This window comes from Catellatospora coxensis, from assembly GCF_016862635.1.
Taxonomy (GTDB): Bacteria; Actinomycetota; Actinomycetes; order Mycobacteriales; family Micromonosporaceae; genus Catellatospora; species Catellatospora coxensis.
Genome location: NZ_BONI01000106.1, coordinates 1 through 25490 on the forward strand (window position 1 = coordinate 1; position 25490 = coordinate 25490).

Consider the following 25490-nt stretch of genomic DNA (forward strand, 5'->3'; position numbering starts at 1 on the left):
GTAGATGCGGACGGTGTTGTCGTCGCTGCCGGTGGCGAGCAGTGTGGTGCCGTCGGGCAGGTCGGCGAAAGCGACCGCGCGCACCGCTCTGGTGTGGTCGGTGTGGGTGTGGAGGTGTTGTCCGGTGGTGGCGTTGTAGATGCGGACGGTGTTGTCGTAGCTGCCGGTGGCGAGCAGGGTGGTGCCGTCGGGCAGCGTGGTGAACGCGATCGCGCCGACGTAGTCCATATGACCTTCGAATAGGCCGGCCACTACCTCAGAGACGACTTCCGCAGGTCTCAACGGCCCGGATCCACCGGCGGTCGAGGCCAAGCTAATCGCCGATATTCGAGCGGTGCGGTCGTCGCTGCCGGTAGCGAGGAGCGTGGTGCCGTCGGGCAGGTTGGCGAAAGCGACGGCCTGCACGGGGCTGGTGTGGTCGTGGTAGGTGTGGAGATGTTGTCCGGTGGTGGCGTTGTAAATGCGCGCGGTGTGGTCGTAGCTGCCGGCGGCGAGCAGGGTGGTGCCGTCGGGCAGGTTGGTGAACGCGACTGAGCCCACGCCATTGGTGTGGTCGGTGTGGGTGTGGAGGTGTTGTCCGGTCGTGGCGTCGTAGCTGCGCACGGTGCTGTCCTCGCCGGACGTGGCGAGGAGTGTGGTGCCGTCGGGCAGGTTGACGAACGCGACGGACCATACGGCACCCGTGTGGTCGTGGTGGGTGTGCAGGTGTTGTCCGGTGGCGGCGTCGTAGATGCGCACCGTGCGGTCGTAGCTGCCGGTGGCGAGGAGCGTGGTGCCGTCGGGCAGGTTGACGAACGCGACGGACCATACGGCACCCGTGTGATCGTCGTGGGTGTGCAGGTGTTGTCCGGTGATGGCGTCGTAGATGCGTACCGTGCGGTCGGCGCTGCTGGTGGCGAGGAGGGTGGTGCCGTCGGGCAGGTTGGCGAACGCGACGGAGTACACGGGGCCGGTGTGGTCGTCGTGGGTGTCGAGGTGTAGCGCGGTGGTGGCGTTGTAGATGCGGACAGCGTCGTCGTTGCTGCCGGTGGCGAGGAGGGTGGTGCCGTCGGGCAGGTTGGTGAACGCGACGGTGTGCACAGGGCTGGTGAAGTCGGTGTAGGTGTGGAGGTGTTCTCCGTTGGTGGCGTTCCAAATGCGTACGGTGTTGTCGCGGCTGCCGGTGGCGAGCAGGGTTGTTAAGTTGGGCAGTGTGATTGTTGCCATGGACCATATTTGGTCGTCATGGTCTACGACTACCGAGGCATGCTGCCCCGCATCTTTGACGGCACCTACGGGCCTGCCTTGCGCGGAGGGGACGGCTGCCCACGAGCGACCCAGCGTGCGAACTTGGAGTTCGGCCCATTCCCGCAGTTCCTGCGTCGAAGCCTGATCCATCAGGACACCGGCAACAGGCATGGACCACTGCTCGCAGGCATGACGTGGTGCGTGGATCGCGCCGCGGGCAGCGTGGGGACGGCGAGTTTCATCCGCAGAGCATCTGATCGATGGGACCTTCGGAAATCGCGGCGAGAAGACGTTCGAGGGCCTCTGGACGGAAGGCGTCGCCGACTATGTCGACTCCATCCGGGCATACGCTGATCCTAAGTCGCACGAGCCGTCCGTCTGGGTGGTCGGCGTATTCCTCCGGCATGATGAGGTCCGGCAGATGCTGGACATATCGTGGTTCGGCCATGGTTTTCCTCCAGCAGTTCGAGGTGCCAGGATGCTGATATTCATATCGCCGGCTGGACGATGACCACGGGGCTGATCGGTTCGGCGCGATACCACAGCAGTCGTCGGCGACGGACAACCGCGCTGACGGTGATGTTCGCTGACATCGGCTGATCCGGCGGGACCCGAACGATCATCATCAGGGGATGGCTTCCGTCGATGCCTGCGGACAGGGTAGGGCGGAAGTGCCATCCAGGTTCGCTGGTCAGCAACCCGAGCGCCGTGAGGAACGGCTGCGCCTCGGTGTAGTCGCGGCCGGCGGTGAGGCTGCCGAGGCCGGCGGTGACCTCGGCGAGATTGAGCTCCGGCCCGAGCCGGAACGACCTGGTGCGTTCGACGGGATGCTGGACGCGCATCGGGGCCATGCTGAGGACCTGGGGTCTCCCGATGGGGCAGGTGAGGTGGATCGAAACGGTGCTTTCCACGAATGGTGGATCACTGTCGCGGGTCACGAAGGTGGCGGCAGCCGCCAGGAGGTAGAGGTCGCCGGCCTGTGACGCGAGATAGGCGCGTAAGGCGTCGTCGCCGGCCGTCAGTGGAGACGTGTTGGTCAGGGGAGTGGCCCGCGGGCCACCGAAGCGCAACCGTCCGGTGATCGGCGGGGTGTCGACTTCGTCGGGCGCCGGGCGGGTGGTCTGCTCAGTGTCGATCTTTAGTACTAGGTCCTGTTCGGGCAGGAGCGGTGCGTCTAGTTCGATCATTTGGTGCACCTCGTCAGTTAGCGGGTGGACGACGCCGGAACGGGTTCCAGAGAGACCGCGATGGGCTCGGTGGCGGTGAGGCCCCGTCGATGGCTGCTCGTTCGTAGAGATGGCCCGCGCGCCGGGGGTCCTTGTGCTGGCGGTGCAGGGCTGCCGCACGAGCGAGATCACCACGGCTTTCGGCCTGGAGGGCCTCGTCGCGCCAGTCCGCGGGCGCCTCCGGTTGAATGCGGGGTCGTGGCCAGGGCCTCGCGGCGGGTGCGGGTGGTGGCGTGCGGTCGGCATCGATGCCACGGAGCACGGTGAGGGTATCCGCGGGGAGCTGCTGGTCTATGGCGGGGGCGGGACCGACCCACAGTGTCCAGGCCGGGCGCCGGCCTTCGAGGTCGAACCGGAGAGCACTGTGATCAGTCACGACGACCGCATGTGACGCGTCCGGCTGGTACAGCCGTTGCCGGGCTTCGAGCGGCACTCGCGGGCTCATCCGTCGTCCGAGCGGCACGTAGAGCAGACCCGGTCCGATGCAGGCGAGCGGTTCGCCGATCCCGATCTCCCGCAGGATTCCTCCGGGGGCGAGTAGGAGGTGGCGGGACGTACCGGGGACGAGGATGGCGATGTCGGCGAGCGGGTCGTCTTCAAGGAGCAGCGTTAGCACATCGAGGTCGGCGGGGTTCAGCAAGACCGCGTCGACGTCGGACCGGCGTACCGGTGCAGGGACGAGCCGGACGGGTCGCGGTTCGATGCGGGTGCGGTCGTCGCCGCTGGGCAGATTCTCCAAGGTGATGTCGTCACCGAGTCGTACGAGTTCAGCGCCTGAGACCAGGGGACTGTGGCTGTTCAGCCGCCAACAGCCGTAGCCGGCGTCGGCGAGGATCCAGGTGCTGTCGTCTCCTGCCAGCGCGGCGAGCCTGTGTTCGGCGAGCGATGCGCTTCGGCCGCGCTGGAGGAGCACGCGGTGGTCGGTGTCGGCCGGCCGGGTGACGAGGGTCAGAGGCCGGGTGGCGATCGCGGCCAGCAGTGATGAGGGGATCGGCCGGTCTTGCGTGGCATAGAGGACCAGCTCGATGGTGAGGTTCGGGTCGGGCGGCGGGTGCGGTGGGTTGAAGAGCGGGGTGAGGCTGACCGCGCGGTAGCTGACGGAGATGTCGAGGTCCATGGCGCGGCGGATGACGCCGGGTGCGACGGAACCAGGCAGGAGGATCACCGCCTCCCGCTGGGGCCGGGGGGTCTGCGGTTGTAGTCCTGCCTGTTGGATCAGGTCCAGGATGGTGGCCTGTTCGAAGACATCGAGATCAACGGCGCGGTCGGTCGTGCTCGCGAGGTGATCGCTGATCATGGCGTCGCGGGTGAAGAGGTCGCCGGTCCGGAGGTAGGTGGTTCCTTCGGCGGCGTGGGCCGCGGCGCGTGCGAAGGGCAGGTCGACGTCTCGGGCGGCGATCCACCAGGTGTCGCCGTCTCGCAGGATCTGGGTGGCGTCGTGGGCACCGGCAGTGGTGGCGAGGTCGGCGGCGAAGCGCAGGGCGCAGTCGGCGGTCGTGAACTGGACGGCGACGTCGGCGGTCACCGGCCTCGTGGCCGGTGCGGTTGGTGTGACGCGGGTGGCGGGTTGCCGGCGAGCAGGTCGTGGCTCGGGTGCAGGGGTGTTGGTGATCGGTTGGAGTCCGGCGAAGAAACCGCCCGCCTGGGGTTCGCTCATCGGGTCACGACCGTGGGCAGGATGATGTCGGTGCCGAGCGTCTTCTGCGCCCATTGGCGCCATCGGGTGGCGGCGCCGGGGCGGCCGGCGCGGACCGCCGCGGCGAACACTAGCGCGACCTGGTCGTAGCGGTGCATCGTCTCGGCGAGGGTGACGGCGCGGTCCTCGACTTGCTGGCTGCGGCTGACGGCGCCCGTGGCGAGGGCGTCCTGAACCTCGGTGAGGATGTGTGTCGCGGCCGTCGTGGAGTTCTCGTCGATGAGGTCGCAGCGCGCGGCGGCGAGGCGGCGGAGCAGGGTTTCGGCGGCACGGACCTGCAGGTCGGCGATGCTGTCCACAGCCGGTGCGGCGGAAAGGACAGCGCGGGCGGCCGCCGGATCGTGGCCATGGTGGGCGAGCAGCCAGCCGGCTTCGGCGTAACCGCCGATGGCGGTGTGGCTGGCCGCAGCGTCGTGGTAGCGCCCGGCACGGATGTACAAATCGGCGGCGCGGCGGTGCTCGCCGGCATGTTCGGCGCAGCGGGCCGCGTCGGCGTAGTCGTGGGCTTCCTCGTAGCAGCTGCTGGCCATTCGCCACATCTCGATGTCACTCACGGATACGCCGATCCGGGGGGCGTTCGGTTTCTGCGGTGTCGGGGGTGGTGGTCTGGGGTTGCGGATCGATGCGGGCAGGGTCGGTGACTTCGCTGATCTGGGGATGGGCGGCGACGATGCGCGCGACGTCGCGGGCGACCGCCTCGTGGTGGGCGTCATGGTCGGCGGTGGTGCCGCCGCCGGTGTCTTCGACGAGGAACATTTCCACCTCGCCGGTGTCGACGCGGAATCGGAAGCGGACTCGGTACCCCATGGCTACCCCCGCAGGTTGAATTCGATTTCGAGGACACCGTCACGCTCGACGCACACGACGCCTTCGGCGCCGCGGGAGCGGGCGTAGGCGAGGATCGCCTCCCGGTAGGCGTCGGCGAGGGCGCGATAGAAGAGGTTGCGGCCCTGGACCCCGAGCGCCGTCAGCCTACGTCGGGCAGCGGCGTGCAGTTGTTCCACCCGGTCCGCTTGGGCCTGCAGCAATGCCGCGTGGGCCTGGGCGTCTGCGGCCCGCTCGAGGTCGGCGGCGATGATTTGTGCGGCGTCGTGCTGGGCCGCATCGATGGCTTCGCGGCGCCGCTGTTCCAGTAGTTCCTGTGCGTTGCGGGTCGCTTCGCGTTGGGCGGTCTCCTCGGTGAGGTCTCCCCAGCCGTCGTCGTAGTAGGTCCCGACGCCGGTCACCTCGAGCGATGCCTCGACGGTCCCGCTCGTGCGCTGGGTGGCTGTTCCCTCGACAGTGACCTGGTCGGACAACGTGGCGACGATCTCGAGCTCCTGGGTGTCGGGGTGGTAGGCGATATAGCCGCCGTCGAGTTCGTGCCGGAACGACCCGTCGGTCTCCTCCCATCCGTCGAGGGCGGCGAGTACCTGTTCGAGCATGACGAGGGTCGGGCCGCCGACAGCGGCGTCGAGAGGTTCGCGCAGCCGGGCTTCGCCGGTGACGTCGGCGCTGCGCTGTATCACCCGGGTGACCTCGGCCTCCCAAGCCTCCTGGAGGTGCCGTGCGGCGTCGACTCGTACCCGTCGCGGATTACACATCGCCGTCTCCGTTTCTGGCCTGGCGCAGCAGGCTTTCGATCCGGGCCTGCGCCTCCCCGATGGACCGCTGCTCTGCGGCTGCGTCGGGGTAATGAGCGCGGACCTGTGCCAGCAGGTGGCCGAGGTCGCGGTTCGCGGCGAGCAGGTCGGTCCTGCCCATCGACGGGCTCGATGTCATGATCTTGGAGACCTCCCAGCGGATGTCGGGCAGGCCGATGATCTGCGCGGGTGTGTGGACCGGTACGCCGTGGACTTCGACGACCGTACGGATCGTGTCCTCGTCGAGCGGGCTGGTCCACAGGCCGGTCAGGACCCGCAGGTCCTCGATCTCGGCGCGGCCGCGTCCCGCCAGCAGTGCGTGCGCCGCGATGGCCTTCTGTGCCTTGACCGCGCGCCGGTCGGAGAACGCGACGCCCTCGTCGCGCAGCGCAAGGATGATCTTGGTCAGGTCGTCGATGATCGGCTCCACGTCCACCTCGACCACAGCTGCCTGCAGGATCCGCAGATCCGTGAGGGAGAACCCGGCCGCGTCGGCCATGGGCCGGTGCCCGGCGCGGGTGACGGCTTGCTCCGCGCGCCACCCGAGCCGCAGTACGTCGCTCACGCCGTCGTGGGGCACGTACTCCAGGCGGCTGCGGAAGAGGAAGCGATCGCAGAACGCCAGTAGCAGCTCGTCTTCGGGAATCGCGTTCGCTGCCCCGAACAATGTGATCAACGGGGCCTGTTCGACTTCGGATCCGTTGTGGAACACCCGCTCATTGATCAACGTCAGCAGCGAGTTCAGGATCGCGCTACTGCCGTGGAACACCTCGTCCAGGAACGCGATCTCAGCCCGCGGCAGCATCCCGGCGGTGTTGACCCGGTAAACACTGTCCTGCTGAAACGAGCGCACATCGATCGCCCCGAAGAGCTCGGCCGGCTCGGTGTATCGCGTGAGCAGGTAACTGAACTGCGTCGCGTTGATCATCGAGGTGAACCGGTCGAACAGGGCAGTCTTCGCCGTCCCCGGCGGACCGATGAGCAGCACGTGCTCCCGGCACAACACGGCGAGCCCGATCGTGTGGACGGTGTCCTCGCGGGCGACGAACGCTTCTGACAGCGAGGTCAGCTCCTCGGCGAACCTCAACGCCAGGCGGCGGGTGTTGCCATCAAGATCGGAGGTCATGGGGTAGGGGAATCCTCACCGGTCGTCGGCACGGCCGCGGTCGGCGGCCGCAGGTGCGCGGAAAACAGGGTCGTCGTCGGCCCGGCCGGCCGCCCGGTGCCGCTCGACACCCGACTGCTCGGGACGGACCTGCTCAGATCACGGTCCTGCGCGGTGCGACGTAGCGTCCCGACCAACTCGCCGAGTCGACGGGCATCGGCGGCTCGCGGCGGGTTGCCGAGAACCTCGTCGGCCTTGGCGTCGCGAAACACCGATCGGATCTCGTCGCCGTTCATGCGTTCGGTGGCGCCGGCGAGATGGTCGAGCAGTTCCTCGCTGATCGTGACCTCGAAGTTCCCGGCGTGGACCTGGGCGATGCGCCGGCGGGCCGCGGTAGTGGGCAGGTCGATGTGGATGGGGCGGAACCGGCTGGGACGCAGCAGCGCGTCATCGATGATGTCAAGGCGGTTGGTCGTCCCGATGACCAGCACCGGCACTTCCGGGCGGAACCCGTCGAGCTCGGTCAGCAGCTGCGCGACGATCGCGTTCCCGGCCCTGCTGCCGCCGTCTTCCCGACCGCTGCGCCGGCCGGCGATGGAGTCGAACTCGTCGAAGACGATCACCGCCGGGGCGTTGCGTCGCGCTTCGGCGAACAGGTCGCGTACCTTGCGCTCGCTCTCCCCGACATACATGTCGGTGACCTCCGGGCCGGAGACGACCAGGATCGTGGCCTTCAGACTCGTGGCGACGGCCTTGGCGAACAGTGTCTTGCCGGTGCCGGGCGGCCCGTGGAAGATGTATCCGCGCGGCACGAGCTCGTGGCGGAACTTCTCGGGCACCTGCTCGGCGTGGTTGATCAGGTGTACCGCGCGCTCAAGTTCCCGGCGGATGTCCTCGTAGCCGCCGATCTCCTCGAACGACACGTTGGGCAGATCGAACGAGGCGGAGGTGGCGGCCTTGAAATTGCGGACCTCGGTCACCAGATCTTCGAATACCGCCGACGAACCCTGGTACCGCTGGTAGGCGAAACGCACGCCGTGCCGCATACGCACGGCGTTCATGCCCGCGATGTGCTTGTAGAACTCGCTCGCTGAGAAGCCCGCGAACAGGGCCGCTTCCTCGGCGGTCACGAGTGCCTGCCCGACGGGCACCTTCGCACCGTCCGCGCCGACGAGTTCCCGCGGCAGCAGGTCGATCGCCAGCCGCACCGCGAATCGATTGGCGAGGACCTCCGGGATGACCAGCGAAGGATCCACGAACCCCAGCAGCACGCTTTCGTTGCGGTCATAGAGCACATCGGTCAGTTCCCGCGCCTCAGCGCTGAGCGCCATGTCCGTGCCCCCGGCCAGCAGGTCGAGGTTGGGCACCACGATCAGGTCGCGGGGCTTGGCCTCGCGGACCGCTGTGTGAAGCGCCGCGAGCTGCTGCTGGCGGCGCCCGCCGGTCATGGCCGACTCGCGCGCGGTCGAGCTGACGACGTCGACGGCGATGACAGATCTGCCACTGCGGCGACCGATCGCGATCGCGAGGTGCTCGACAAGGAGCTTCTCGCAGACCACCAGCACCGACAGCCCGCTGTCGAGGTACTTCGCCGCCCTGGTGATGTCGGTGTCGTGGGCGAGACGCACGGCCGTCTCCTCGTCGATGTGCTGCGGGTGTCCGTGCTTGGGCCGTACGACGGCGTCGGCCTTGACGGTCGAGGTCCCGCCCGGCTTCGGTTCGCCGCCGTCGGGCGCGGCGGCGGCGACGAGTCCCGGTGGCAGGTATACGGGTTGGCCGCTGGTCGCCTCGGCGACGACGACTCTGATGCGCGGCACCGGGAGGTCGAGCAGTTCCGGTGTCATCGGGGTGGTGCTCACTGCCGGGTGAGCTCGCAGGAGGTCGGCCAGGGTGAGGTCAGGCTCGTCGACGCGCGCGAGGGCGTACCGGTCACGTAGCGCCTCGGGGTCGCCGAGCGGGATCAGGGTGACCAACGGTCGGGTCTGGCTCAAAGCAGGTCCTCCACGGGCAGCAGGCCGTAGCGTTCGACGAGCCGCAGCACTGTCATGTAATCGGCCGGGCGCAGGTACACCCGTCCGGTGATCTGGTCAGTGGACCGGTCCGGACGCGGCCGTGGGATGGGGTCCGCGGCGCGCAGAGTTCCGGCGACGATACGGCCGGCGAGGGTCTGCGGTCGCTGGTCGCGGTGCACCCGTGCCAGCGGCGCCCAGTAGCGCAGGGTCGCCAGCGCGGTGTCGTCGGGCAGTCCGGCCCGGCGTAGGTTCTTCGCCGCCCAGGCGATCCGGGCGTCCCAGAGCTCACCGTGTCGCAACCGCGCAGTGGTGTAGACGTCCAGGAGCAGCTCAAGGTGCTCGCCGCGCAGGTGCTCCAGGACCGCCGACCGCCAGATGAGCACAGCGGCGTCGGCGGAGGGCTCGCACAGCGCGGCGACGAGGACGCTGTCACCGCGTGGCCGTCGCAGCAGCGCTGACACGGCCGGGAGGACCGCCGTGCCCTGGCCGGTGACCGGCCGGTGCAGGACGGCGGTGAGGGGCGAAGCGGCTACGAGCTGGTCATCGGCACCGCCCGGCCAGCCTGCCGCACGCAGCAGGGTTCCGCACAGACCGTGCCGGACGACGGCCTCAGCCCAGTCGCTGGGCACCGCCCGCATCGGCGGCACCGCGCCGAGGATGCGTTCGGCGACCCCGCGTTGCATGCGTCCGCCCGCCGCGGCCGCGATCAGCACCGTGCCGAGCCCGACCGGGCCGCCGTCGCCCAGGGGCGGAGCGCCGGCGTGCGACCGGGCCGCCGATGCCTGCGCCAGCATTCCCAGGGCGGCCAACAGGTGCAGGCTTGGCTCGGCGAGTGCCGCGACGTCCAGCAGCGGACCGGTGGGTGGCGCTCCGACGGGGTCGATCGCCCAGTCGAGGATGCGGTGTGCGGTTGCCGAAGCGTTCACCGGTCACCTGCGATCAGGAAAGGCAGCGCGACCATGCCCGTCCCGCCCCGCGCGTAGAACCGCAGCCGCCGGGTGCCGGGACTGATGTTGAGCAGGCCGGCGACGTGCCAGTCGCGCAGGAACGTACGGGTGTGCAGGTCCACGTCGGTTGAAGACAAGCCGAAGCCGTCCGACGCGGCGAACAGGTGGCTGTGGTACCAGCCCAGCAGCCGCAGGTCGCTGCCGCTGCGGGAGACCATTTCGTTGATCCGCAGAAAGCTCTCACCGGTGAACGTGAACTGCAGGAATGAGGCTCCGGTGCGTTCGGCGGGAATGGCCTGGGTGATATTGATCAGGTGACGGCCGGGACGGTCCCGGTCGAGGTACACGCGCCCGACGAAGAACCCGCCGTCCTCGACCTCCCCGCTGAACGGCATCGTGCGTGACAGTGCCTCGTGGACATCCGGCGCCAACAGGACCCAGTCGGTGTCGGCACCGGCGGCAAGCGGCTCGGAGACACCGAGATCGGCGGGGGTCGCCGTCGGTGGCGGCGGATCAGGGATCGGCTCGATGTGGAACATCGGCGGTCGATCGCGGCCGATGGACATGTTCACCGCCCCTGCGGCCCGGGGGGCCGGACGGACGAGGGAGATGGCGTCCAGGCCAGGCCCGGTGACACCGTAGCCCCAGAATCGCTCGTCGGGCTCGACCTGGGAGAGGATCGCCTGCAACGGCACCCCTACGACCTCCCGCAGGGAATGGGTGTGCCGGTAGACGAGTTCGTCGCCGATCGTGATGTGCACCCTCACGAAGCCGTGGCTCGACCTCAGATTGACCACCGACGGCGGACCGGGTACGTCCCGGTCGTCGGGTTGGGCGTACAGGTACAGGTGGAACCGCGCCGCGCTCAGGTCGATGCCCAAGACGGACTCGAAGACGACGATCAGGACCTGGTGCAGGTCCAGGCGGCCGATGAGAGCGTAGTCGTCGGTGCGGAAGACCTCGACCCCCAGCCGGGACTCGTCATCAGTCCAGGGCAATGAGGATATTCTGGAAGCTCGGCTCATCGGGCGCCCGTCGCGATAATGGAGTTCCACCGATATCCGTGATCCTCTGCTGGTGCGTCGCCGCCCACCGGGCCGCGGCAAGGTCGACGAAGTTCGGCCTGAGTTCCGACCCGCCGTCAGCCGCCGCCGTCGGCTGGAACAGGTCGTAGTTGCGGTATCCCGCGATGTCGATCAGCATCTGCACGATCGCGGCGAACGGCATCGCCGGATACCACGACTCGGCGAGGATGCCCAGACACACCCATCCTTCGCTGTCGGGGCGTTCCCGGCGAGCCTGGCACTCGTACGTCGGGAAGATGTTCGGGTGGAAGATCGGTGTCTGCCAGAACGCCTGAGGGGCAGTCTCGGGAAACGACCGGTCGAGCATGACGAGCACCACATGCTCGGTGATCGATGTGGGCTCGGCGTCCTCCGACGGCGGCGGTCCGAAGCTCGGCTTCGTGAATTTCAGCTGGTACTCCGTCGGCAGCGTCTCGGAGTTCACCAGGACGTCCATTCCCCCGGGCACCCCGGCCGCGAAGGCCAGCACCTGCTTGTAGGCCCGGTCGAGAGCCACCTGGCGGTCGACCGGGTTGACCGCACCGGCCCGCCCCTCCAGCCCGACGCCCAGCTGGTCACCGTCGACGACCCCCGCGTCGTGCAGTGTCGCGTCGCCGGACAGGCGTTCGCGGCCACCACCGGGAGTCATGCGGTCGACCACCAGCGAACCACCCTGCCCGGGTGCTGCCGTGGACGGTCGCTGGAGCTGGCGGGCGACGTCGCTGGCCATCGCACCGACGGTCTGCTGGGCAGGAGCGTCGTTGATCAGGTAGCGCGTGCCGTCGGGTGCCTGCACGAACAGCTCCCGCAGCAGGTAGTCGGGCTGACCGGGCGCCACGACGGTCCACACCAGTCCGGTCTGATCGAGGATGCGGGACACCCGGTTCGGTTCCCGCTGGTCGACGGCGAAGGACACCGCGTGCTGGCTCGTCCACACCTCGGTAGGTTGCAAACCGCCTGCCCGCAGCGCTGCGGCCGCCTGCTCACGTTCTTCGCCGGTGCTGGCCTGGAAGATCACATGGCAGCCGTCGCTGCGTTGCGGGAGCGGGTGCTGAGTCGGCTGGCCCTCCACATGATCCCGCCACAACTGGTGCAGCACCCTGTTACCAGGAAAGCGTTCGTGCGCCACGCTGATCATCCGCCGGTAGGGCTCGGGGATCGTGCCGCGTTCGAGGTCCTCGTCGACCAGCTGCCACCAGGTGATGGCATTGTCAGTCCAGGCCGGGAACAGGCTCGCCGGCACGCGCATCTGGCGCAGCACCGATCTAGCCGCGTCGTTGCTGGTGAAGCAGAACACCATTTCCCGGATTAGTGCGTCGTGTTCGTCGTCGCTTAGGCGCACGTCATTGGGCAGAGGCGTCGACGATACCGAGGAGCTGTCGGCCCGGCGACCGGGCTGGCTCATTTCAGCCTCAGCCACAGGAACTCCCCTCCCGCCAACCTCACCGCAATGATCTCCTCGGCGGCAATTCCAAGATCTTGCAAACGCGTTGTCCGATCCGCAGCGGCGATGGCCTCGGTAAAGCTGATCCTGAGGCGCTCACCGCAATGCGGACAGGGCGCCGTCTGGTGCGGGTACGCATGCCCGAAGGCGTACCTGCCTTCACAGTGATAGCAGATTCCGGGCACGGAGAAAAGTGTCCAAGAAAGTGGTTCGGCATCGGCCGGGAGGATGCTCATCAGCTCAGCCACAGTCGCCTTATGACTGATATCCGACACAATTGCATCGGGCACCGGGCGATGATGCGGACACGACGAATCGCGGCGCACCACCACCCACTCGGCTCGCCCCGCGCCGGCGTCCAGGGACAGCATCCGCCACGGCACGTCATGGCCGAGCAGCAGCTGTGCCGCCGCGATCGTCATCCAGGACGCGACGAGGGCAGTCGACACGATCGAGGCAGGGGCTACGGCCACGCCTGCTCGAGGGTCACACCCGACCGGCACGTCGCGTTCGGCTCGCTCGGCGGCTGTATAGGAGCAGCCGTGACAAGGCTCCTGGGGGTCCACCCGGACCCGCACCTCGCCACCCCATGGGTGGGTGCCGCCATCGATCAACCGGGCGCCGGACAGTGCGCACCTACCCAGCAGTTCCAGCCTGCTCCGCCTCGCGTCCAGGCAGCCCATGACCACATCGGCGTCAGCCAGGCGACCTAGCCCGACACCCGAGGTGAGGTCCGCCGGAACCCGCTCTACCACCACGTCCGGAGCCATTCCCGCCAGCGCCTCGGCGGCCACGTCGACCTTGTGCCGGCCGATGTCGCTCGGCCGGAACAGCACCGTCCGGCTCAGATTAGACAGGCTCACCACGTCCGGATCACAGAGAATCAGCCGACCCACGCCCATCAGCGCGAGATTCTTGGCGACCTCGTTGCCCAACGCGCCCACGCCGACGACCACGACCGTTGCGCTGGAGATCAGATCTTGGTTCCACGCGGGGATCAGTCGTTGCCGGGCGAACCGGTCTTCGATCACGTGTCGAGCCGCAACAACATCACTGGGCACACCTTCACCCTCTGTCCTGGCCGCCAACTCTCCCAGCAGACGAGGCCTCGCACCGGATCGCGATGCACTGCGGCCCGGCACAGTTGTTCCGTGGGCCGACACGGGCACAGCACGACTGTTTCCGCAGGTCGGAATGTGTGGCCGCAGAACAGGCAGGCCATCCGTTCGAACCCGCCCGGCGGTCGCCGTGCCAGGAACGGCACGTCGTCGGTGCTGGTCAGCGGCACCTCGTCCGGCGCCGGCCACGCGTCCAGCATCCCCGCGGTGAAGTCCGCGAGTTCCGGCAGATCAGGAGAGGCGCCGGCAGGGTGGGCACAACCGAGGAGCGGATCCAGATGGCGGACGTCGCCGGCATCGTCGACGACGACTCGGTCGTCGATGCGAAACGTATGCCCGCACCCGGTGCAGAACCGGCTGTGCCAGGGGGTGGCGATCGTGGTGACGAAATGTCCGGCCCGCTTGTCGGCTGTCATGGCGGCACGTGGGTCGAACGCCGCTTGCATCCCCTCGTCGAACGACTCAGCCTCGCTCGTTCCGCTCAGCGCGGTCTCTTCGACAACGCGTCGTGGTTCCGCATCCGGCCGGGTTGTCACCGCAGCACCACCAGTCCGTCGCGTAAGCGGTGCAGGCGGGAATCGCCACGTGCCATGCGGTCGGCCGCCAACATCGCCGCGGCGCCGACCTCGTCGGCCAGCCCGGAGCCCAGCACACCGTAGAGGGCGTCGGCGAATCCCGTCGCCTCGTCATCAGTGATCTCCTCGCCGTGAGCGACGATGACATCGGCCAGCCCTCGCAGGCACCGCGCGGCGTCCTGACTGCGACAGGCATTGACGACCACAGCCCTCAAGCGCACACCGTGCTGCCCGGCGAACAACCGCAACGATCCGGCGATGTCCTCGGCATGCAGCGTGACCGGCTCGCCGTGGCCATTGTCGAACACCAGCACCGGACCGTTCGCGTGGCAGGACACATGCAGGATGTGTGGCCGGGGCTCGACGAGGACCCGGTCGAGGTCACGTACCGTCGCCTGAGCGCATGACTCGGTCTGGATTCCGGCCGCCACCAGGAGCGACAGTTCCCGATCGGCCGCGATCGGCTGGGTGCCGGACGGGCTCGCCCCCAGGAACAGCGCCCGCCACGTCGTGGGGGCAGTGTGGCGGCACAGCACCTGGTTCTCCGGCCGCCCTTGACACACGACACGAAGAATGCGCCGCCGAGCATCGGGAAATGATCCAGTCTCGATGATCTCGTTGGTCAGTTGCCACCAGCCGATGCGGTTCTGCCCCGCGACCTCGGTCGGAAGCTCAGCATGGTTGAATCCCGCCGCCCGGAAAAGCATGTTGGCAGGCCCGCCGGGAGGGTAGATACGGGCTAGTTCGGATAGTTCAAGGTCGCTGAAACCTTGCGGCATCAAGAACGACTCCCAGAAGCGTCGAGGACTATTGTGCGTGATCTTTGTCGGCAGAGGGTTCGCGACCTGCACAGTATGGTCGAGCATCATCTCGCGGAGCAACCGATTGCTTCTTTGGTCAACTAATGGACACGCACCAGGGTCGACATTCGGTTGACCGGCATTCTTGCTCCGAGCGTCATGGTCAATCGGGAATATATCGCCATGACCTGGTTCCATTCCATTGACGGTCATGACACTCGGGGCTTATTCGGGGCAGCAGTCCACGGGAGGGCAGTTTCCTGCCCCGCTGAACCGGCGCGTGCCGGCCGCTCGGCCCGCTCCGACCGTCTGCCGATTACGGCACGCTAAGCGTCCGGACGCGCGGCGTTCGATTCCTGGACTGCCGGCGCAAGTACCTTCCGTCAGGCGGACTCACGAGTGACGAGCTCGGTGGGCAGGACCAGCGACTCGACGGCGTCGGCACCGTCGATCAGTTCCAGGAGCAGCCGGACGGTCTCCGTGGCCACCTGCTCCAAAGGCTGGCGAACAGTTGTGAGTTTGGGGTGAGTGGACCCGGCGATGGCGGAGTCGTCGAAGCCGCCGACGGCGACGTCCTCGGGGACGCGGCGGCCGCGTTCGCGCAGGACGGCCAGGGCCCCGGCGGCCATCAGGTCGGAGCCGACGAAGACGGCGTCGAGGTCGGGGACGCGGTCGAGCAGCTCGCGCATGGCGGCCTCGCCGCTGTGGCGGGAGTAGTCGCCGTGGGCGATGAGTTTCTTGACCGCCTTGCGGCCGAGCACGTCGCAGAAGCCTTCGAGCCGGTTGAGCCCGCCGGGGGTGTCGAGCGGCCCGGTGATCGTCGCGATCTTCTTACGCCCCAGGTCGACGAGATACTGCGCCATCTGGCGGGCGCCTTCGCGGTCGTCGGCGGCGGCGTACGGGATCACACCCTCGCGGCCCAGTACCGCGCCGCAGGCCACCGCAGGAATCGACAGGCCTTCCAGCTCGGCGAGCAGCGGGTCACCGGAGTGCGCCGACAGGAGCAGGACTCCGTCGGCGTGCCCGCCGCGCAGGTAGCGCACCACGCGCTCCCGGTCGCCGTCATCCCCGGCGACCATCATCACCAGCGCGACGTCACGCTGCGCCAGCCGCCGGGTGGCGACCCGCAGCAGGACGCTGAAGTTCGGGTCCTCGAACAGTTTCTCCTGCGGCTCGCTCAGCACCATGACGACGGTGCCGGTGCGCTGGGTGACCAGGCTGCGCGCGGCGCGGTTGACGACGTACCCGGTCTCGGCGACGGCGCGGCGGACCGCGGCGAGCGCGGCGGTGCTCACGTACGGGTCGCCGTTGAGGGCACGGGACACCGTGCCCCGGGAGACTCCCGAGGCACGGGCCACGTCGTGGATCGTGGGACGCCGCTTGTTGGTCACAGGCATCAGGATTTCACAGACCCGCCGGACAGGTCCGTTCGCCAGTACCTCTGCATGGTCAGGAACAGCGCGATCAGGGGGATGATCGACAGCAGGGCGCCGGTGATGACGAGGTTGTACAGCGCGGGCTGGTTGGCCCCGGTGGCCAGCAGCGTGTAGAGCCCGACGGTGAGCGGGAAGCGCTCGTCGTCGGCGAGCATGATGAACGGCAGCAGGAAGTTGTTCCAGATCGCCACGAACTGGAACAGGAAGATCGTCACCATGCCCGGCAGCATCAGCGGCACCGCCACCACCCGCAGCAGCCGGTGCTCGCCTGCCCCGTCGATGCGCCCGGCCTCCAGCAGCGCGTCCGGGATCGCCGCGGCGGCGTAGATGCGGGCCAGGTAGATGCTGTACGGGTGCAGGATGCTGGGCAGCAGCACCGCCCAGTACGTGTTGGCGAGCCCGGCCTTGGCCAGCAGCAGGTACTGCGGCACCGCGAGCACCACGGCCGGGACCAGGATGCCGCCGATCAGCACCGTGAAGATCGCGTCGCGGCCGAAGAACCGGAACTTCGCCAGGGCGTATCCGGCCAGCACCGACACGGCCGTGGACAGCAGCGCGCCGACGCCCGCGTACAGGGCGGTGTTGGCCATCCACTGCCAGAAGATCCCGTCGCGGTACGCCGACAGGTCCGCGATGTTGCTGAACAGGCCGGTGCCCGGGGCGAACGCGTTGGTGGTGAACAGCTCGCCGCGCGTCTTGGTCGACGCGGCGAGCACCCAGCACACCGGCAGCAGGCAGTACAGCGCCCCGAGCAGCAGCACTGCGGTCGGCGCGAGCCCGAGCGGCCGGCGTACCCCCTTGGTCGTCGTCATCTTTCCTCCCCGAACGCCTGGCGGCGCACGAGCCGCATGAACAGCAGCGACGGCACCACCGAGATCGCGGCGATGACCAGCGAGGTGGCGGCGGCGCTGTAGAGGTCGCCGGTGACGAACGCGTCGCGGTACACCTTCATCAGCGGGCTCCAGGTGGAGCTGACCGCGTTGGAGATGGGCCGCAGCGTCATCGGCTCGGTGAACACCTGGATCGTCGCGATGATGGAGAACACCGTGGTCAGCACCAGCGCGGGGGCCAGGATCGGCACCTTGACCCGCAGCGCGATGGCTAGCTCGCCCGCGCCGTCGATGCGGGCGGCCTCGTAGTAGTCGCGGGGGATGGCCCGCAGCTGGGTGTAGAGGACCAGCATGTTGAAGCCGGTGCCGCCCCAGATCGCCACGTTGACCATGGAGAACATGACCGTGCTCGGGCTGAGCAGGTCGACGCCCTCGACACCGAACGCGCGCAGCGTGGCGTGGATCGGGCTCAGGCTGGGCAGGTAGAGGAAGCCCCAGAGCAGGGTGGCGACCACGCCCGGCACCGCGTACGGCAGGAAGATCGCGATGCGGGAGAAGCGGGCCAGCCGCACCCGCGCCGAGTCCAGCAGCAGCGCGAACAGCAGGGCCAGACCCAGCATCAACGCCAGGACCATGGTGGCGTACCCGAGCACGCGCAGCCAGCCGGCCCAGAACTCCCCGTCGGCGACCGCGGTGCGGTAGTTGTCGAGGCCGACGAAGATCTCGGTGCGCGACTTGCGGCCCAGGCCCAGCCCGGAGAACTTCACCTGGCGCAGGCTCAGGTAGGCGGTGTAGCCGATGGGCGCGGCGATGAACAGGGTGAACAGCACCACCGCAGGGGTCAGGTAGAGGTAGGGGGTGGCGCCCGCGCGGTGTGCGCGGGCGCCCCGGTGTGCCTTGGTCATTCGCTCAGCTCGCCAGCGTGAAGCCGGACTTCTTCATGTCGGCGACGGTCGCGTCGTGCATCGCGCCCAGCGCGTCCGTGAAGGAGGACTTGTTCTGCAGCGCCTTGTCGAAGGCGTCCTTGTACGCGCTGTACGCGACGTTCACGTTGGGGCCGAAGGTGAAGCCCCGCGCGGTGCCGGCGATGGTGGTCGCCTGCTGCCAGAAGTCGGCCTGGTTGGCGAAGTACTCCGGCGCGGTGGTCATCAGGGCCTGGCCGCTCTTGGCCGCCGGGTAGATCGCGGCCTCCTTGATGAGCAGGTCGAGGGCCTTGGCGTCGGTGTTCAGCCAGGACGCGAACTGGGCCGCGGCCTTCTTGTGCTTGCTGCCCTCGGCGATCGCGATCGACGAGCCGCCCCAGAAGCCGGAGTAGTTCTCCCCGGCGCTCCACTGCGGCAGCGGCGCGATGGCCCACTTGCCCTTGCCGTCGGGGGCGTTGCTGGTCAGCACACCCGGCGCCCAGACCGCCGACGCCCAGCTCAGGATCTTGCCGCCGTTGAGCGCGGCGTTCCACTCCGGCGTCCACGGGGCCTGGGTGTCGACGACGCCGTCCTTGGCCAGGCCGCCCCAGAAGTCGGCGACCTTCTTCGTCGGGCCGTCGTTGATGCCGACCTTCCAGGCCTCGCCGGTGATGGACCACCACTGGCCGCCGGCCTGCTGCGCGAGCCCGGCGAACCAGCCCGGGTCCTTGCTGGAGAAGCCGCCGAGGTAGACGGTCTTGTCCTTGGCGTGCACGGTGCGGGCCGCGGCCGCGTACTCGTCCCAGGTCTTCGGGACCGTGATGCCGTACTTGGTGAACAGGTCGGTGCGGTAGTAGAACATCATCGGGCCGCTGTCCTGCGGCAGGCCGTAGACGCCGTCGGTGCCCAGGGTCACCAGGTTCCAGATGCCGTCGGAGAACTGGCCGCGCACGGCCTCGACCTCGCCCTTGATGTCGGCGACGGCCTCGGCGGCCACGAACGACGGCAGCATCTGGTATTCGGCCTGCACCAGGTCGGGCGCGTTGCCGGCCTTGGCCGCGGTCAGGAACTTCGCCGCCGCCTCGTCGCCGCCCGCCTGCTTGCTGACGGTGACCTTGATGTCGGGGTGCGCCGCGTTCCACACCGCCGCGATCTTGTCCATGTTGGGGGCCCACGTCCAGAACGTCAGCTCGACCGGGCCGGTCTCCTGCGGGGTCTCCTCCTGCCCGCCGCTCGAACAGCCCGCTGCCAGGGCGCCGACCAGCACTGCGGACATCACCAACCTGAGCCGCTTCGTACGCATAGGTCCTCCGTCAAAGGCGAATTCTCTGTGAACGTTCACAGTGCGGCACAGTGTGCTCGCCGCGTATCCAGCCCGTCAAGACCCCGTGTCCGAGGCGTTACACGCCCCGCCGGCCGACCCTTCCGCGCCGCGCACCCACGCCCTCTGCCACAACTCTTAAAGACTTGGCCTGTCAAGGGTTCCCGGATGCCACGACTCTTTAAGAGTTGCGCCAGGGGTGGGTGGGCGGCCCGGGGGAGGGCGGGACGCCCCTTTGCGGGAGGGGCGGGGTCCGTTACTGTGCACGTTCACAGACGTGCCGTGCTTGTCAGGGGGATTCGTGTCCGAGAGCGATCATGTGGTGCCGCGGCTGGGCGGGCTGGCCTTCGGCGGTGACTACAACCCGGAGCAGTGGCCCCGCGAGGTGCAGGAAGCCGACGTCGCGCTGATGCGGCAGGCCGGGGTCAACCTGGTCAGCCTCGGCATCTTCGCGTGGGCGCTGCTGGAACCGGAACAGGGCCGCTACGACTTCGGCTGGCTCGACGAGATCATCGACCGGCTGCACGCGGGCGGGGTCAGCGTCGACCTCGCCACGCCCAGCGCCGCCCCGCCCGCCTGGTTCGCCCGCCGGTACCCGCACACGCTGCCGGTCAACCGTGACGGCGTGCGTATCGGCTTCGGCAGCCGCGAGACCGCCTGCCCCAGCTCACCCGAGTACCGGCACGCCACCGTCGAGCTCGCGCACCGGCTCGCCGAGCACTACCGCGACCACCCGGGCGTGGTCATGTGGCACGTGCACAACGAGTACGGCGCCCCGCTCGGCGAGTGCTACTGCGAGACCAGCGTGCGGGCGTTCCGGGACTGGCTGCGCGAGACCTACCACGACCTCGACGCGCTCAACGCCGCCTGGGGCACCGCGTTCTGGAGCCAGCGTTACGGCGACTGGGACGAGATCGACGCCCCGCGCGCCAACCACACCGTGGTCAACCCGGCGCAGCGGCTCGACTTCGCCCGCTTCAGCTCCGCCGAGAACCTGGCCTGCTTTACCGCGCAGCGCGACGTGATCCGCGCGGCCACCCCGCACCTGCCGGTGACCACCAACTTCATGGTCACCAACTGCAAGTCGATGGACCTGTGGCGCTGGGCGCCAGAGGTCGACGTCGTCTCCAACGACCACTACCTCAACGCCGAGCAGCCTGACAACCACATCGACCTGGCCATGGCCGCGGACCTGAGCCGCTCGCTGGGCGGCGGCCGGCCGTGGCTGCTGATGGAGCACTCGACCGGCGCGGTCAGCTGGCAGCCCCGCAACATCGCCAAGCGCCCGGGGGAGATGCGCCGTAACAGCCTTGCGCACGTGGCACGCGGCTCGGACTCGGTGCTGTTCTTCCAGTGGCGGGCCTCGCGGGCCGGGGCGGAGAAGTTCCACTCGGCGATGCTGCCGCACGCCGGCACCGACTCGCAGCTGTGGCGCGACGTGGTCGCGCTGGGCGGTGAGGTCGCGAACCTTTCGGGGGTACGCGGCGCGCGGGTGGCCGCCGAAGTGGCCGTGGTCTGGGACTGGGAGTCCTGGTGGGCCCTCGATCTGGAGTGGCGGCCGAGTGTGGACCTGCGGTTCCGGGAGCGGGTCGAGGCGTACTACGCGGCGCTGTGGCGCGAGCACGCGACCGTCGACTTCGTGCACCCGGCGGCGGACCTGTCGGCGTACAAACTGGTGGTCGCCCCCAGCGCTTATCTGCTGGGGGAGGCCGCGGCGAAGAACCTGCGGTGCTTCGTGGAGTCTGGCGGGCACCTGCTGGTGTCGTACTTCTCCGGGATCGTCGACGAGCACGACACGGTGCACCCGGGGGCGTACCCGGGCGTGCTGCGCGACGTGCTGGGACTGTCCGTCGAGGAGTTCCACCCGCTGCGCGAGCACGAGACGGTCACGCTGTCCGACGGTGGCACGGCCCGGGTCTGGTCGGAGCGCGTCCGCCCGGCCGGCGCGGTGACCGTCACGTCGTTCGCGACCGGCCCCGACGCGGGACATCCCGCCGTCACCAGGCACGAGCTGGGCCGGGGCACCGCCTGGTACGTCGCGAGCAGCGTGGACGGGCTGCGCCCGCTGCTGTCGGCGGCGCTGGACGCGGCCGGGGTGTCGCGCCCCCGCGGGCTGCCGGACACGGTCGAGCCGGTGCGGCGCGGCGACTTCCTGTTCCTGTTCAACCACGGAGACGAGCCGGTCATGGTGCCGGACGTGTCAGGGGTCGACGTGCTCGACGGCACCGCGTTCGCGGCAGGGGCCGTCGTCCCTGCGGGAGGCGTACGGGTGATCGCCCCGGAGTGAAAGACGGGACGTTGCCGATGTGTCTGTGAGCGTTCACATATTCGCAACAGTCGCGTCGGCTGTCAACGGCGGCGTCGCCGGGTGCCCTACCACCCGGCGGCGTCGCTCTTACATGGAGCCGTACACGGACATCGCAGTCAGCGCCCGGGAGTTGTAGTCGAACAGGGCCTGGTTCTCCCAGCCGTTGCCCGACGACGGGTTGGCCGGGTCCCAGCCGGCGCCGGCCTGCGCCGTCCACGCCGGCTCCCAGTAGAAGACGCCCATGCCCCGGCCGTTGGGCACGTTCTTCACGATGTTGACCACGGCCTGGAACGCGTCGCGCTGCCCGGTCGCGCCGGCCGGGTAACCGCAGGCGCTCGCCAGCGACGAATTGAAGATGTTGCTCTCGCCGTCGTCCTGCGCGGTGGTGAACCCGTACGCCGTCTCGGCGACGATCACCGGCTTGCCGTACCGGGAGGCCATGTCGTTGAGGTTGTTCTGCAGCCCTGACATCGGCCCGTGCCAGTAGCAGTAGTACGACGCCCCGATCACGTCGAACGGCACCCCGTACGCGACGGCCTGGTCGAACCACCAGCGGAACGTGGCGTTGTCGCCGCCCTCGGCCAGGTGCAGCATCACCAGCGTCGAGGAGTTGACCGCCTTGACCGCGTTGACGCCCGACTTGAGCAGCTGCGACAGGTTGCCCCAGTTGGACGTGCTGCCGGTGGGCAGCAGCATGCCCGGGTTGATCTCGTTGCCGACCTGCACCATGTCCGCCGTGGTGCCCTGCGCCTTGAGCGCGTTGAGCACGTCGTAGGTGTGGTTGTAGACCGCGGTGTTCAGCTGGGCGAGGGAGTAGCCCGACCACGCGGCCGGGGGCACCTGCTTGCCCGGGTCGGCCCAGGAGTCGGAGTAGTGGAAGTCGACCAGCAGCTTCAGGCCCTGCGCCTTGATCCGCTGCGCCATGGTCAGCACCCGGGCCTTGTTGTTGTACCCGTCGGCCGGGTTCACCCAGACCTTGAGCCGGGCGTAGTTCATGCCCGCGTTCTTCAGGATGGCGATGGCGTCGCCCTGCGTTCCGGAGCTGGTGTAGTACAGCGCGCCGAAGTCCTCGTTCTTCTTCAGCGACGACAGGTCACCGCCCTTGACCTGCAGCGACGTGCCCGTGGCGTTCTTGGTGAACGTCACGTCGTCCACGTTGATCCACTGGTTGGCGGCGGCGCTGGAGTAGACGCTCAGCGTGCACGACGTCGAGCTGACGTTCGCCGTCACCGACACCTGCACCCAGGTGCTGCTGCTGGTCGGGATGTTGACCTGCGCCTGCGCGCCGCCGCAGTTCTTCATCGCCAGGAATGCCGCCGACTGTCCGCCGCCCGAGCGCACCCACGCGCTCAGCGTGTACGAGCCGGTGGTCAGGCCGGTCAGCGTCTGGTACGTCTCGACGGTGTACGCCGACGCGGACCAGTGCGTGCCGCGGTAGCCGCCGCTGCGCCCACCCGCCTCGCTCTTCGACGCCGCGACCGTGCCCGACTCGGACCAGCCGGTCGGGGTCTGGCTCGCCCCGTTGGACTCGAACCCGGGGTTGGTGACCGTGGACGCGGCCGCGGCGGGTGACGCGGGCGCGGCCAGCCCCGCCACCACGGCCAGGGCTGCCGCGGCGAGCAGTGCTTTCGCTTTGTGCATGTCTCCTCCTGATGTGTGAGTCGCTCACAGACACATCGGGATCGTCCACAGGGGACCGGGCGCCCGGCTGTGAACGTTCACAGAAAACATCGACGGCGGCACGTTGTCAAGAGCGGACGCCCCGGCCAGCGGGAGTTGCTCAGCGGGCGGCGTACTGCTCTCGGGTGACGGCGAAGAACACGCTCGGCTCATCGCCGTCGACGGACTTGCCGGGCTGCTCGACCATGCCGAGCTTGCCCGCGACCCGGATCGAGGCGTGGTTTCCGGGGTCGATCGTCGCCGCGATCTCGTCCAGCGACGAGATCGCGAAGACGTGGCCGAGCATGGCCCGGCCCACCTCCGTGGCGTATCCGCAGCCCCAGAACCGCTGATGGAAGACGTAGATCAGCTCGTCGAAGTCGTTGCCGGGGGCCCGGACGACGCCGCAGTATCCGACGAAGTCGCCGGACGAGCGCTCGAAGACGGCAGACGTGCCGTACCCGCGGTCGGCGTACTTGCGCCGGCAGACCTCGATCCAATAGGCGACGCCCGCCCGGTCGAGCGTGTCGCCGTCGCCGACGTACCGCATCACCGCCGGGTCGGCGCACAGCGCGGCGAAGTCGTCGAGATCGTCGGGCGTGAAGTGGCGCACTCGCAGGCGCTCGGTGCTGAACATGTCCTCGGTCACGGACGCGACCCTATGAGGATCGGTTCGGGGGTGCGACAGGTTTGCCTCCCCGACCGCCCGCGTTGCCCGACGCACCTGCGCCTACGAAAGCAGTTGCTGCTCAGGGCCGGTTCGGGAATGCTGCCCCGGTGCAGATGCATCCTGACCAGCTCACCGTGTCCCTGGAAGCGGTCCGCGCCCTGATCGCCGGGCAGTTCCCGCAATGGCGGGACCTGCCGGTCACCGAGCTGCGCTCGCAGGGCACCGTCAACGCGATCTTCCGCATCGGCGACGGGCTCACCGCCCGTTTCCGGGTGCAGCCGCTCGACGTCGCGCAGGCGCGCCGTCGGCTGGAGGTCGAGGCCGAGGCGGGTCGTGTGCTGGCGTCCCGTACGGGGTTCCCGACCCCGGAGCCTGTCGCCATCGGCGAGCCCGGACCGGGTTACCCGCTGCCGTGGGCGGTGCAGACCTGGGTCCCGGGTGTCATCGCCACCGACGACGACCCCGGCGAGTCGGAGGAGTTCGCACGCGACCTGGTCCGGTTCATCACCGAGGTGCGTGCCATCGGCACCGGCGGCCGCCGGTTCGCGGGTGGCGGTCGCGGCGGGGACCTGCGCGGCCACGACGACTGGGTGCAGACCTGCCTGGGCCGCAGCGAGCAGCTGTTCGACGTGCCGTGCCTGCGGCGGATCTGGGAACGGCTGCGCGACCTGCCGCGTGAGGCCTCGGACGTCATGAACCATGGCGATCTCATTCCCGGCAACGTGCTCGTCCGCGGCGGACGCCTTGCCGGGGTGCTCGACGTCGGCGGGCTCGGCCCGGCCGACCCGGCCCTCGACCTGGTGAGCGCATGGCACCTGCTCGGAGCCGGACCGCGCGAGGTGCTGCGCGCCGAACTCGGCTGCGACGACCTGACCTGGGAACGCGGCAAGGCCTGGGCCTTCGAGCAGGCCCTCGGCGCGGCCTGGTACTACGTCGACACCAACCCGGCGATGAGCCTGATGGGGCGGCACACCCTGGCCCGGATCCTGGCGACGGAGTGACACGGAAGCACGGGTGCGGCCTCAGCGTCACGATTGGAGCGCCGAGGAGGCGGCCGGCGAGGCGGTCACCGTCGCGCTGGTTTGAACCGTTGTATCCGGCTGGCCGTATTGAATGGCACGGTCGAGCGTGGCGACCGGTGTGGGAGGCGGTCGTGGTGGTGGCGACCAGGGTGGTGGTGGCCGGTGGGCATGAAGGTGCCGGATTGGGTGCGGCAGTTCTTCCTGATCGTGACGGGGGAGTCGTGGCCGCAGGCCGATGAGGACCAGTTGCGGGCCCTGGCCAGGTTGTACGCGGCGTTGGAGGAGATCCTGGCCGCGGTGGAGGAGGAGCTTGTCGCGATCGCGGACGCGGTCGAGGGCGGGGGTTGGAAAGGTGAGGCCGCGCAGGCGGCGCGGGCGCGGCTGAAGGCGCTGGTCGACAGTGGTGCGCTGCGCAAGCTGGTCGACGCGGCGGGCAAGGTGTCCCGGTACGCGTTCGACGCGGGCGCGAATGTGGAGTATGCGAAGGCGTCGATCCTGGGGCAGTT

At 68.9% G+C, this 25490-nt stretch carries 25 protein-coding genes; 4 read left to right on the plus strand and 21 right to left on the minus strand.

All coding sequences use genetic code 11. The features are described from left to right. The 9 genes from Cco03nite_RS38005 to Cco03nite_RS38040 form a co-directional block, all read right to left on the minus strand. On the minus strand, positions 1-1398 hold a 1398-nt coding region (locus tag Cco03nite_RS38005; RefSeq protein WP_308440679.1), incomplete at its 3' end, for a WD40 repeat domain-containing protein. 67 nt (positions 1399-1465) lie between these two features. After that, positions 1466-1675: a radical SAM-modified peptide, FtsH ternary system-associated gene (locus Cco03nite_RS42690; protein ID WP_275412106.1), complete on the minus strand. Its 210-nt coding sequence runs from the start codon at positions 1673-1675 to the stop codon at positions 1466-1468. A gap of 40 nt (positions 1676-1715) precedes the next feature. Continuing rightward, positions 1716-2414: a hypothetical protein gene (locus Cco03nite_RS38010; RefSeq protein WP_203698882.1), complete on the minus strand. Its 699-nt coding sequence runs from the start codon at positions 2412-2414 to the stop codon at positions 1716-1718. 13 nt (positions 2415-2427) lie between these two features. Continuing rightward, positions 2428-3978: a DUF8588 domain-containing protein gene (locus Cco03nite_RS38015; protein WP_203698883.1), complete on the minus strand. Its 1551-nt coding sequence runs from the start codon at positions 3976-3978 to the stop codon at positions 2428-2430. Between the two features lie 128 nt (positions 3979-4106). Beyond that, complete coding sequence (locus Cco03nite_RS38020) at positions 4107-4703, minus strand: hypothetical protein (RefSeq protein WP_203698884.1); 597 nt, start codon at positions 4701-4703, stop codon at positions 4107-4109. Further along, entirely contained in the window at positions 4696-4956 is a 261-nt protein-coding gene (locus Cco03nite_RS38025) for a hypothetical protein (RefSeq protein WP_275412107.1), read from the minus strand. Before Cco03nite_RS38025 ends, Cco03nite_RS38020 begins: the two co-directional genes overlap by 8 nt. Before the next feature lie 2 nt (positions 4957-4958). Beyond that, on the minus strand, positions 4959-5732 hold the full coding sequence (locus Cco03nite_RS38030; protein WP_239167989.1) for a molecular chaperone DnaJ: 774 nt from the start codon (positions 5730-5732) through the stop codon (positions 4959-4961). Beyond that, on the minus strand, positions 5725-6897 hold the full coding sequence (locus Cco03nite_RS38035; protein ID WP_239167990.1) for an AAA family ATPase: 1173 nt from the start codon (positions 6895-6897) through the stop codon (positions 5725-5727). Before Cco03nite_RS38035 ends, Cco03nite_RS38030 begins: the two co-directional genes overlap by 8 nt. Next, the gene (locus Cco03nite_RS38040) at positions 6894-8441 is read right to left on the minus strand and encodes an ATP-binding protein (RefSeq protein WP_203698888.1); all 1548 of its coding nucleotides are present in this window, start codon (positions 8439-8441) and stop codon (positions 6894-6896) included. Before Cco03nite_RS38040 ends, Cco03nite_RS38035 begins: the two co-directional genes overlap by 4 nt. Here Cco03nite_RS38040 and Cco03nite_RS38045 point away from each other — a divergent pair. Beyond that, the gene (locus tag Cco03nite_RS38045) at positions 8406-8813 is read left to right on the plus strand and encodes a hypothetical protein (protein WP_203698889.1); all 408 of its coding nucleotides are present in this window, start codon (positions 8406-8408) and stop codon (positions 8811-8813) included. The genes Cco03nite_RS38040 and Cco03nite_RS38045 overlap by 36 nt on opposite strands. A gap of 50 nt (positions 8814-8863) precedes the next feature. On the opposite strand, the gene Cco03nite_RS38050 is transcribed toward Cco03nite_RS38045, so the two are convergent. The 10 genes from Cco03nite_RS38050 to Cco03nite_RS38095 form a co-directional block, all read right to left on the minus strand. Further along, entirely contained in the window at positions 8864-9814 is a 951-nt protein-coding gene (locus tag Cco03nite_RS38050) for a hypothetical protein (protein ID WP_203698890.1), read from the minus strand. After that, positions 9811-10890, minus strand: a complete 1080-nt coding sequence (locus Cco03nite_RS38055) for a JAB N-terminal domain-containing protein (RefSeq protein WP_203698891.1) — start codon at positions 10888-10890, stop codon at positions 9811-9813. The genes Cco03nite_RS38050 and Cco03nite_RS38055 overlap by 4 nt, the downstream gene beginning before the upstream one ends. Next, entirely contained in the window at positions 10820-12319 is a 1500-nt protein-coding gene (locus tag Cco03nite_RS38060) for an effector-associated domain EAD1-containing protein (protein WP_203698892.1), read from the minus strand. The genes Cco03nite_RS38055 and Cco03nite_RS38060 overlap by 71 nt, the downstream gene beginning before the upstream one ends. Then, positions 12301-13374 carry a ThiF family adenylyltransferase gene (locus tag Cco03nite_RS38065; protein WP_203698893.1) on the minus strand — a complete coding sequence of 358 codons (1074 nt, stop codon included), beginning with the start codon at positions 13372-13374 and terminating at the stop codon, positions 12301-12303. Before Cco03nite_RS38065 ends, Cco03nite_RS38060 begins: the two co-directional genes overlap by 19 nt. Next, a complete protein-coding gene (locus tag Cco03nite_RS38070; protein ID WP_203698894.1) occupies positions 13371-13997 on the minus strand; it encodes a hypothetical protein in 627 nt (208 codons plus the stop codon). The genes Cco03nite_RS38065 and Cco03nite_RS38070 overlap by 4 nt, the downstream gene beginning before the upstream one ends. Further along, the gene (locus tag Cco03nite_RS38075; RefSeq protein ID WP_203698895.1) at positions 13994-14917 is read right to left on the minus strand and encodes an effector-associated domain EAD1-containing protein; all 924 of its coding nucleotides are present in this window, start codon (positions 14915-14917) and stop codon (positions 13994-13996) included. The genes Cco03nite_RS38070 and Cco03nite_RS38075 overlap by 4 nt, the downstream gene beginning before the upstream one ends. Positions 14918-15219: 302 nt before the next feature. Beyond that, entirely contained in the window at positions 15220-16233 is a 1014-nt protein-coding gene (locus tag Cco03nite_RS38080; protein WP_203698896.1) for a LacI family DNA-binding transcriptional regulator, read from the minus strand. Continuing rightward, entirely contained in the window at positions 16233-17084 is an 852-nt protein-coding gene (locus Cco03nite_RS38085) for a carbohydrate ABC transporter permease (protein ID WP_203698897.1), read from the minus strand. Before Cco03nite_RS38085 ends, Cco03nite_RS38080 begins: the two co-directional genes overlap by 1 nt. After that, complete coding sequence (locus Cco03nite_RS38090; RefSeq protein WP_203698898.1) at positions 17081-18007, minus strand: carbohydrate ABC transporter permease; 927 nt, start codon at positions 18005-18007, stop codon at positions 17081-17083. The genes Cco03nite_RS38085 and Cco03nite_RS38090 overlap by 4 nt, the downstream gene beginning before the upstream one ends. A 4-nt stretch (positions 18008-18011) precedes the next feature. Continuing rightward, complete coding sequence (locus Cco03nite_RS38095; RefSeq protein ID WP_239167991.1) at positions 18012-19280, minus strand: ABC transporter substrate-binding protein; 1269 nt, start codon at positions 19278-19280, stop codon at positions 18012-18014. Between the two features lie 346 nt (positions 19281-19626). On the opposite strand from Cco03nite_RS38095, the gene Cco03nite_RS38100 reads away from it, so the two are divergent. Next, positions 19627-21612 (plus strand): beta-galactosidase, encoded by a 1986-nt coding sequence (locus Cco03nite_RS38100; protein ID WP_239167992.1) that lies wholly within the window; start codon positions 19627-19629, stop codon positions 21610-21612. A 108-nt stretch (positions 21613-21720) separates the two neighbouring features. Here the strand turns inward: Cco03nite_RS38100 and Cco03nite_RS38105 are convergent, their stop codons facing one another. Continuing rightward, positions 21721-23274 carry a glycosyl hydrolase 53 family protein gene (locus tag Cco03nite_RS38105; RefSeq protein ID WP_239167993.1) on the minus strand — a complete coding sequence of 518 codons (1554 nt, stop codon included), beginning with the start codon at positions 23272-23274 and terminating at the stop codon, positions 21721-21723. Between the two features lie 139 nt (positions 23275-23413). Further along, positions 23414-23941 carry a GNAT family N-acetyltransferase gene (locus Cco03nite_RS38110; protein WP_203698900.1) on the minus strand — a complete coding sequence of 176 codons (528 nt, stop codon included), beginning with the start codon at positions 23939-23941 and terminating at the stop codon, positions 23414-23416. Between the two features lie 134 nt (positions 23942-24075). Between Cco03nite_RS38110 and Cco03nite_RS38115 the strand changes: the two genes are divergently transcribed. After that, positions 24076-24963 (plus strand): aminoglycoside phosphotransferase family protein, encoded by an 888-nt coding sequence (locus Cco03nite_RS38115; protein WP_203698903.1) that lies wholly within the window; start codon positions 24076-24078, stop codon positions 24961-24963. Positions 24964-25152: 189 nt separating this feature from the next. After that, positions 25153-25490, plus strand: a 338-nt coding sequence (locus Cco03nite_RS38120) for a WXG100-like domain-containing protein (RefSeq protein WP_444546534.1), incomplete at its 3' end; no start/stop codon positions are given.

Excerpts from the sequence above, each read along its gene's own strand:
- Cco03nite_RS42690 (WP_275412106.1), bottom strand. The coding sequence starts at position 1,675 with ATGGCCGAACCACGATATGTCCAGCATCTGCCGGACCTCATCATGCCG.
- Cco03nite_RS38010 (WP_203698882.1), bottom strand. The coding sequence starts at position 2,414 with ATGATCGAACTAGACGCACCGCTCCTGCCCGAACAGGACCTAGTACTA.
- Cco03nite_RS38025 (WP_275412107.1), bottom strand. The coding sequence starts at position 4,956 with ATGGGGTACCGAGTCCGCTTCCGATTCCGCGTCGACACCGGCGAGGTG.
- Cco03nite_RS38030 (WP_239167989.1), bottom strand. The coding sequence starts at position 5,732 with ATGTGTAATCCGCGACGGGTACGAGTCGACGCCGCACGGCACCTCCAG.
- Cco03nite_RS38035 (WP_239167990.1), bottom strand. The coding sequence starts at position 6,897 with ATGACCTCCGATCTTGATGGCAACACCCGCCGCCTGGCGTTGAGGTTC.
- Cco03nite_RS38080 (WP_203698896.1), bottom strand. The coding sequence starts at position 16,233 with ATGCCTGTGACCAACAAGCGGCGTCCCACGATCCACGACGTGGCCCGT.
- Cco03nite_RS38085 (WP_203698897.1), bottom strand. The coding sequence starts at position 17,084 with ATGACGACGACCAAGGGGGTACGCCGGCCGCTCGGGCTCGCGCCGACC.
- Cco03nite_RS38090 (WP_203698898.1), bottom strand. The coding sequence starts at position 18,007 with ATGACCAAGGCACACCGGGGCGCCCGCGCACACCGCGCGGGCGCCACC.
- Cco03nite_RS38095 (WP_239167991.1), bottom strand. The coding sequence starts at position 19,280 with ATGTCCGCAGTGCTGGTCGGCGCCCTGGCAGCGGGCTGTTCGAGCGGC.
- Cco03nite_RS38105 (WP_239167993.1), bottom strand. The coding sequence starts at position 23,274 with ATGCACAAAGCGAAAGCACTGCTCGCCGCGGCAGCCCTGGCCGTGGTG.
- Cco03nite_RS38115 (WP_203698903.1), top strand. The coding sequence starts at position 24,076 with ATGCATCCTGACCAGCTCACCGTGTCCCTGGAAGCGGTCCGCGCCCTG.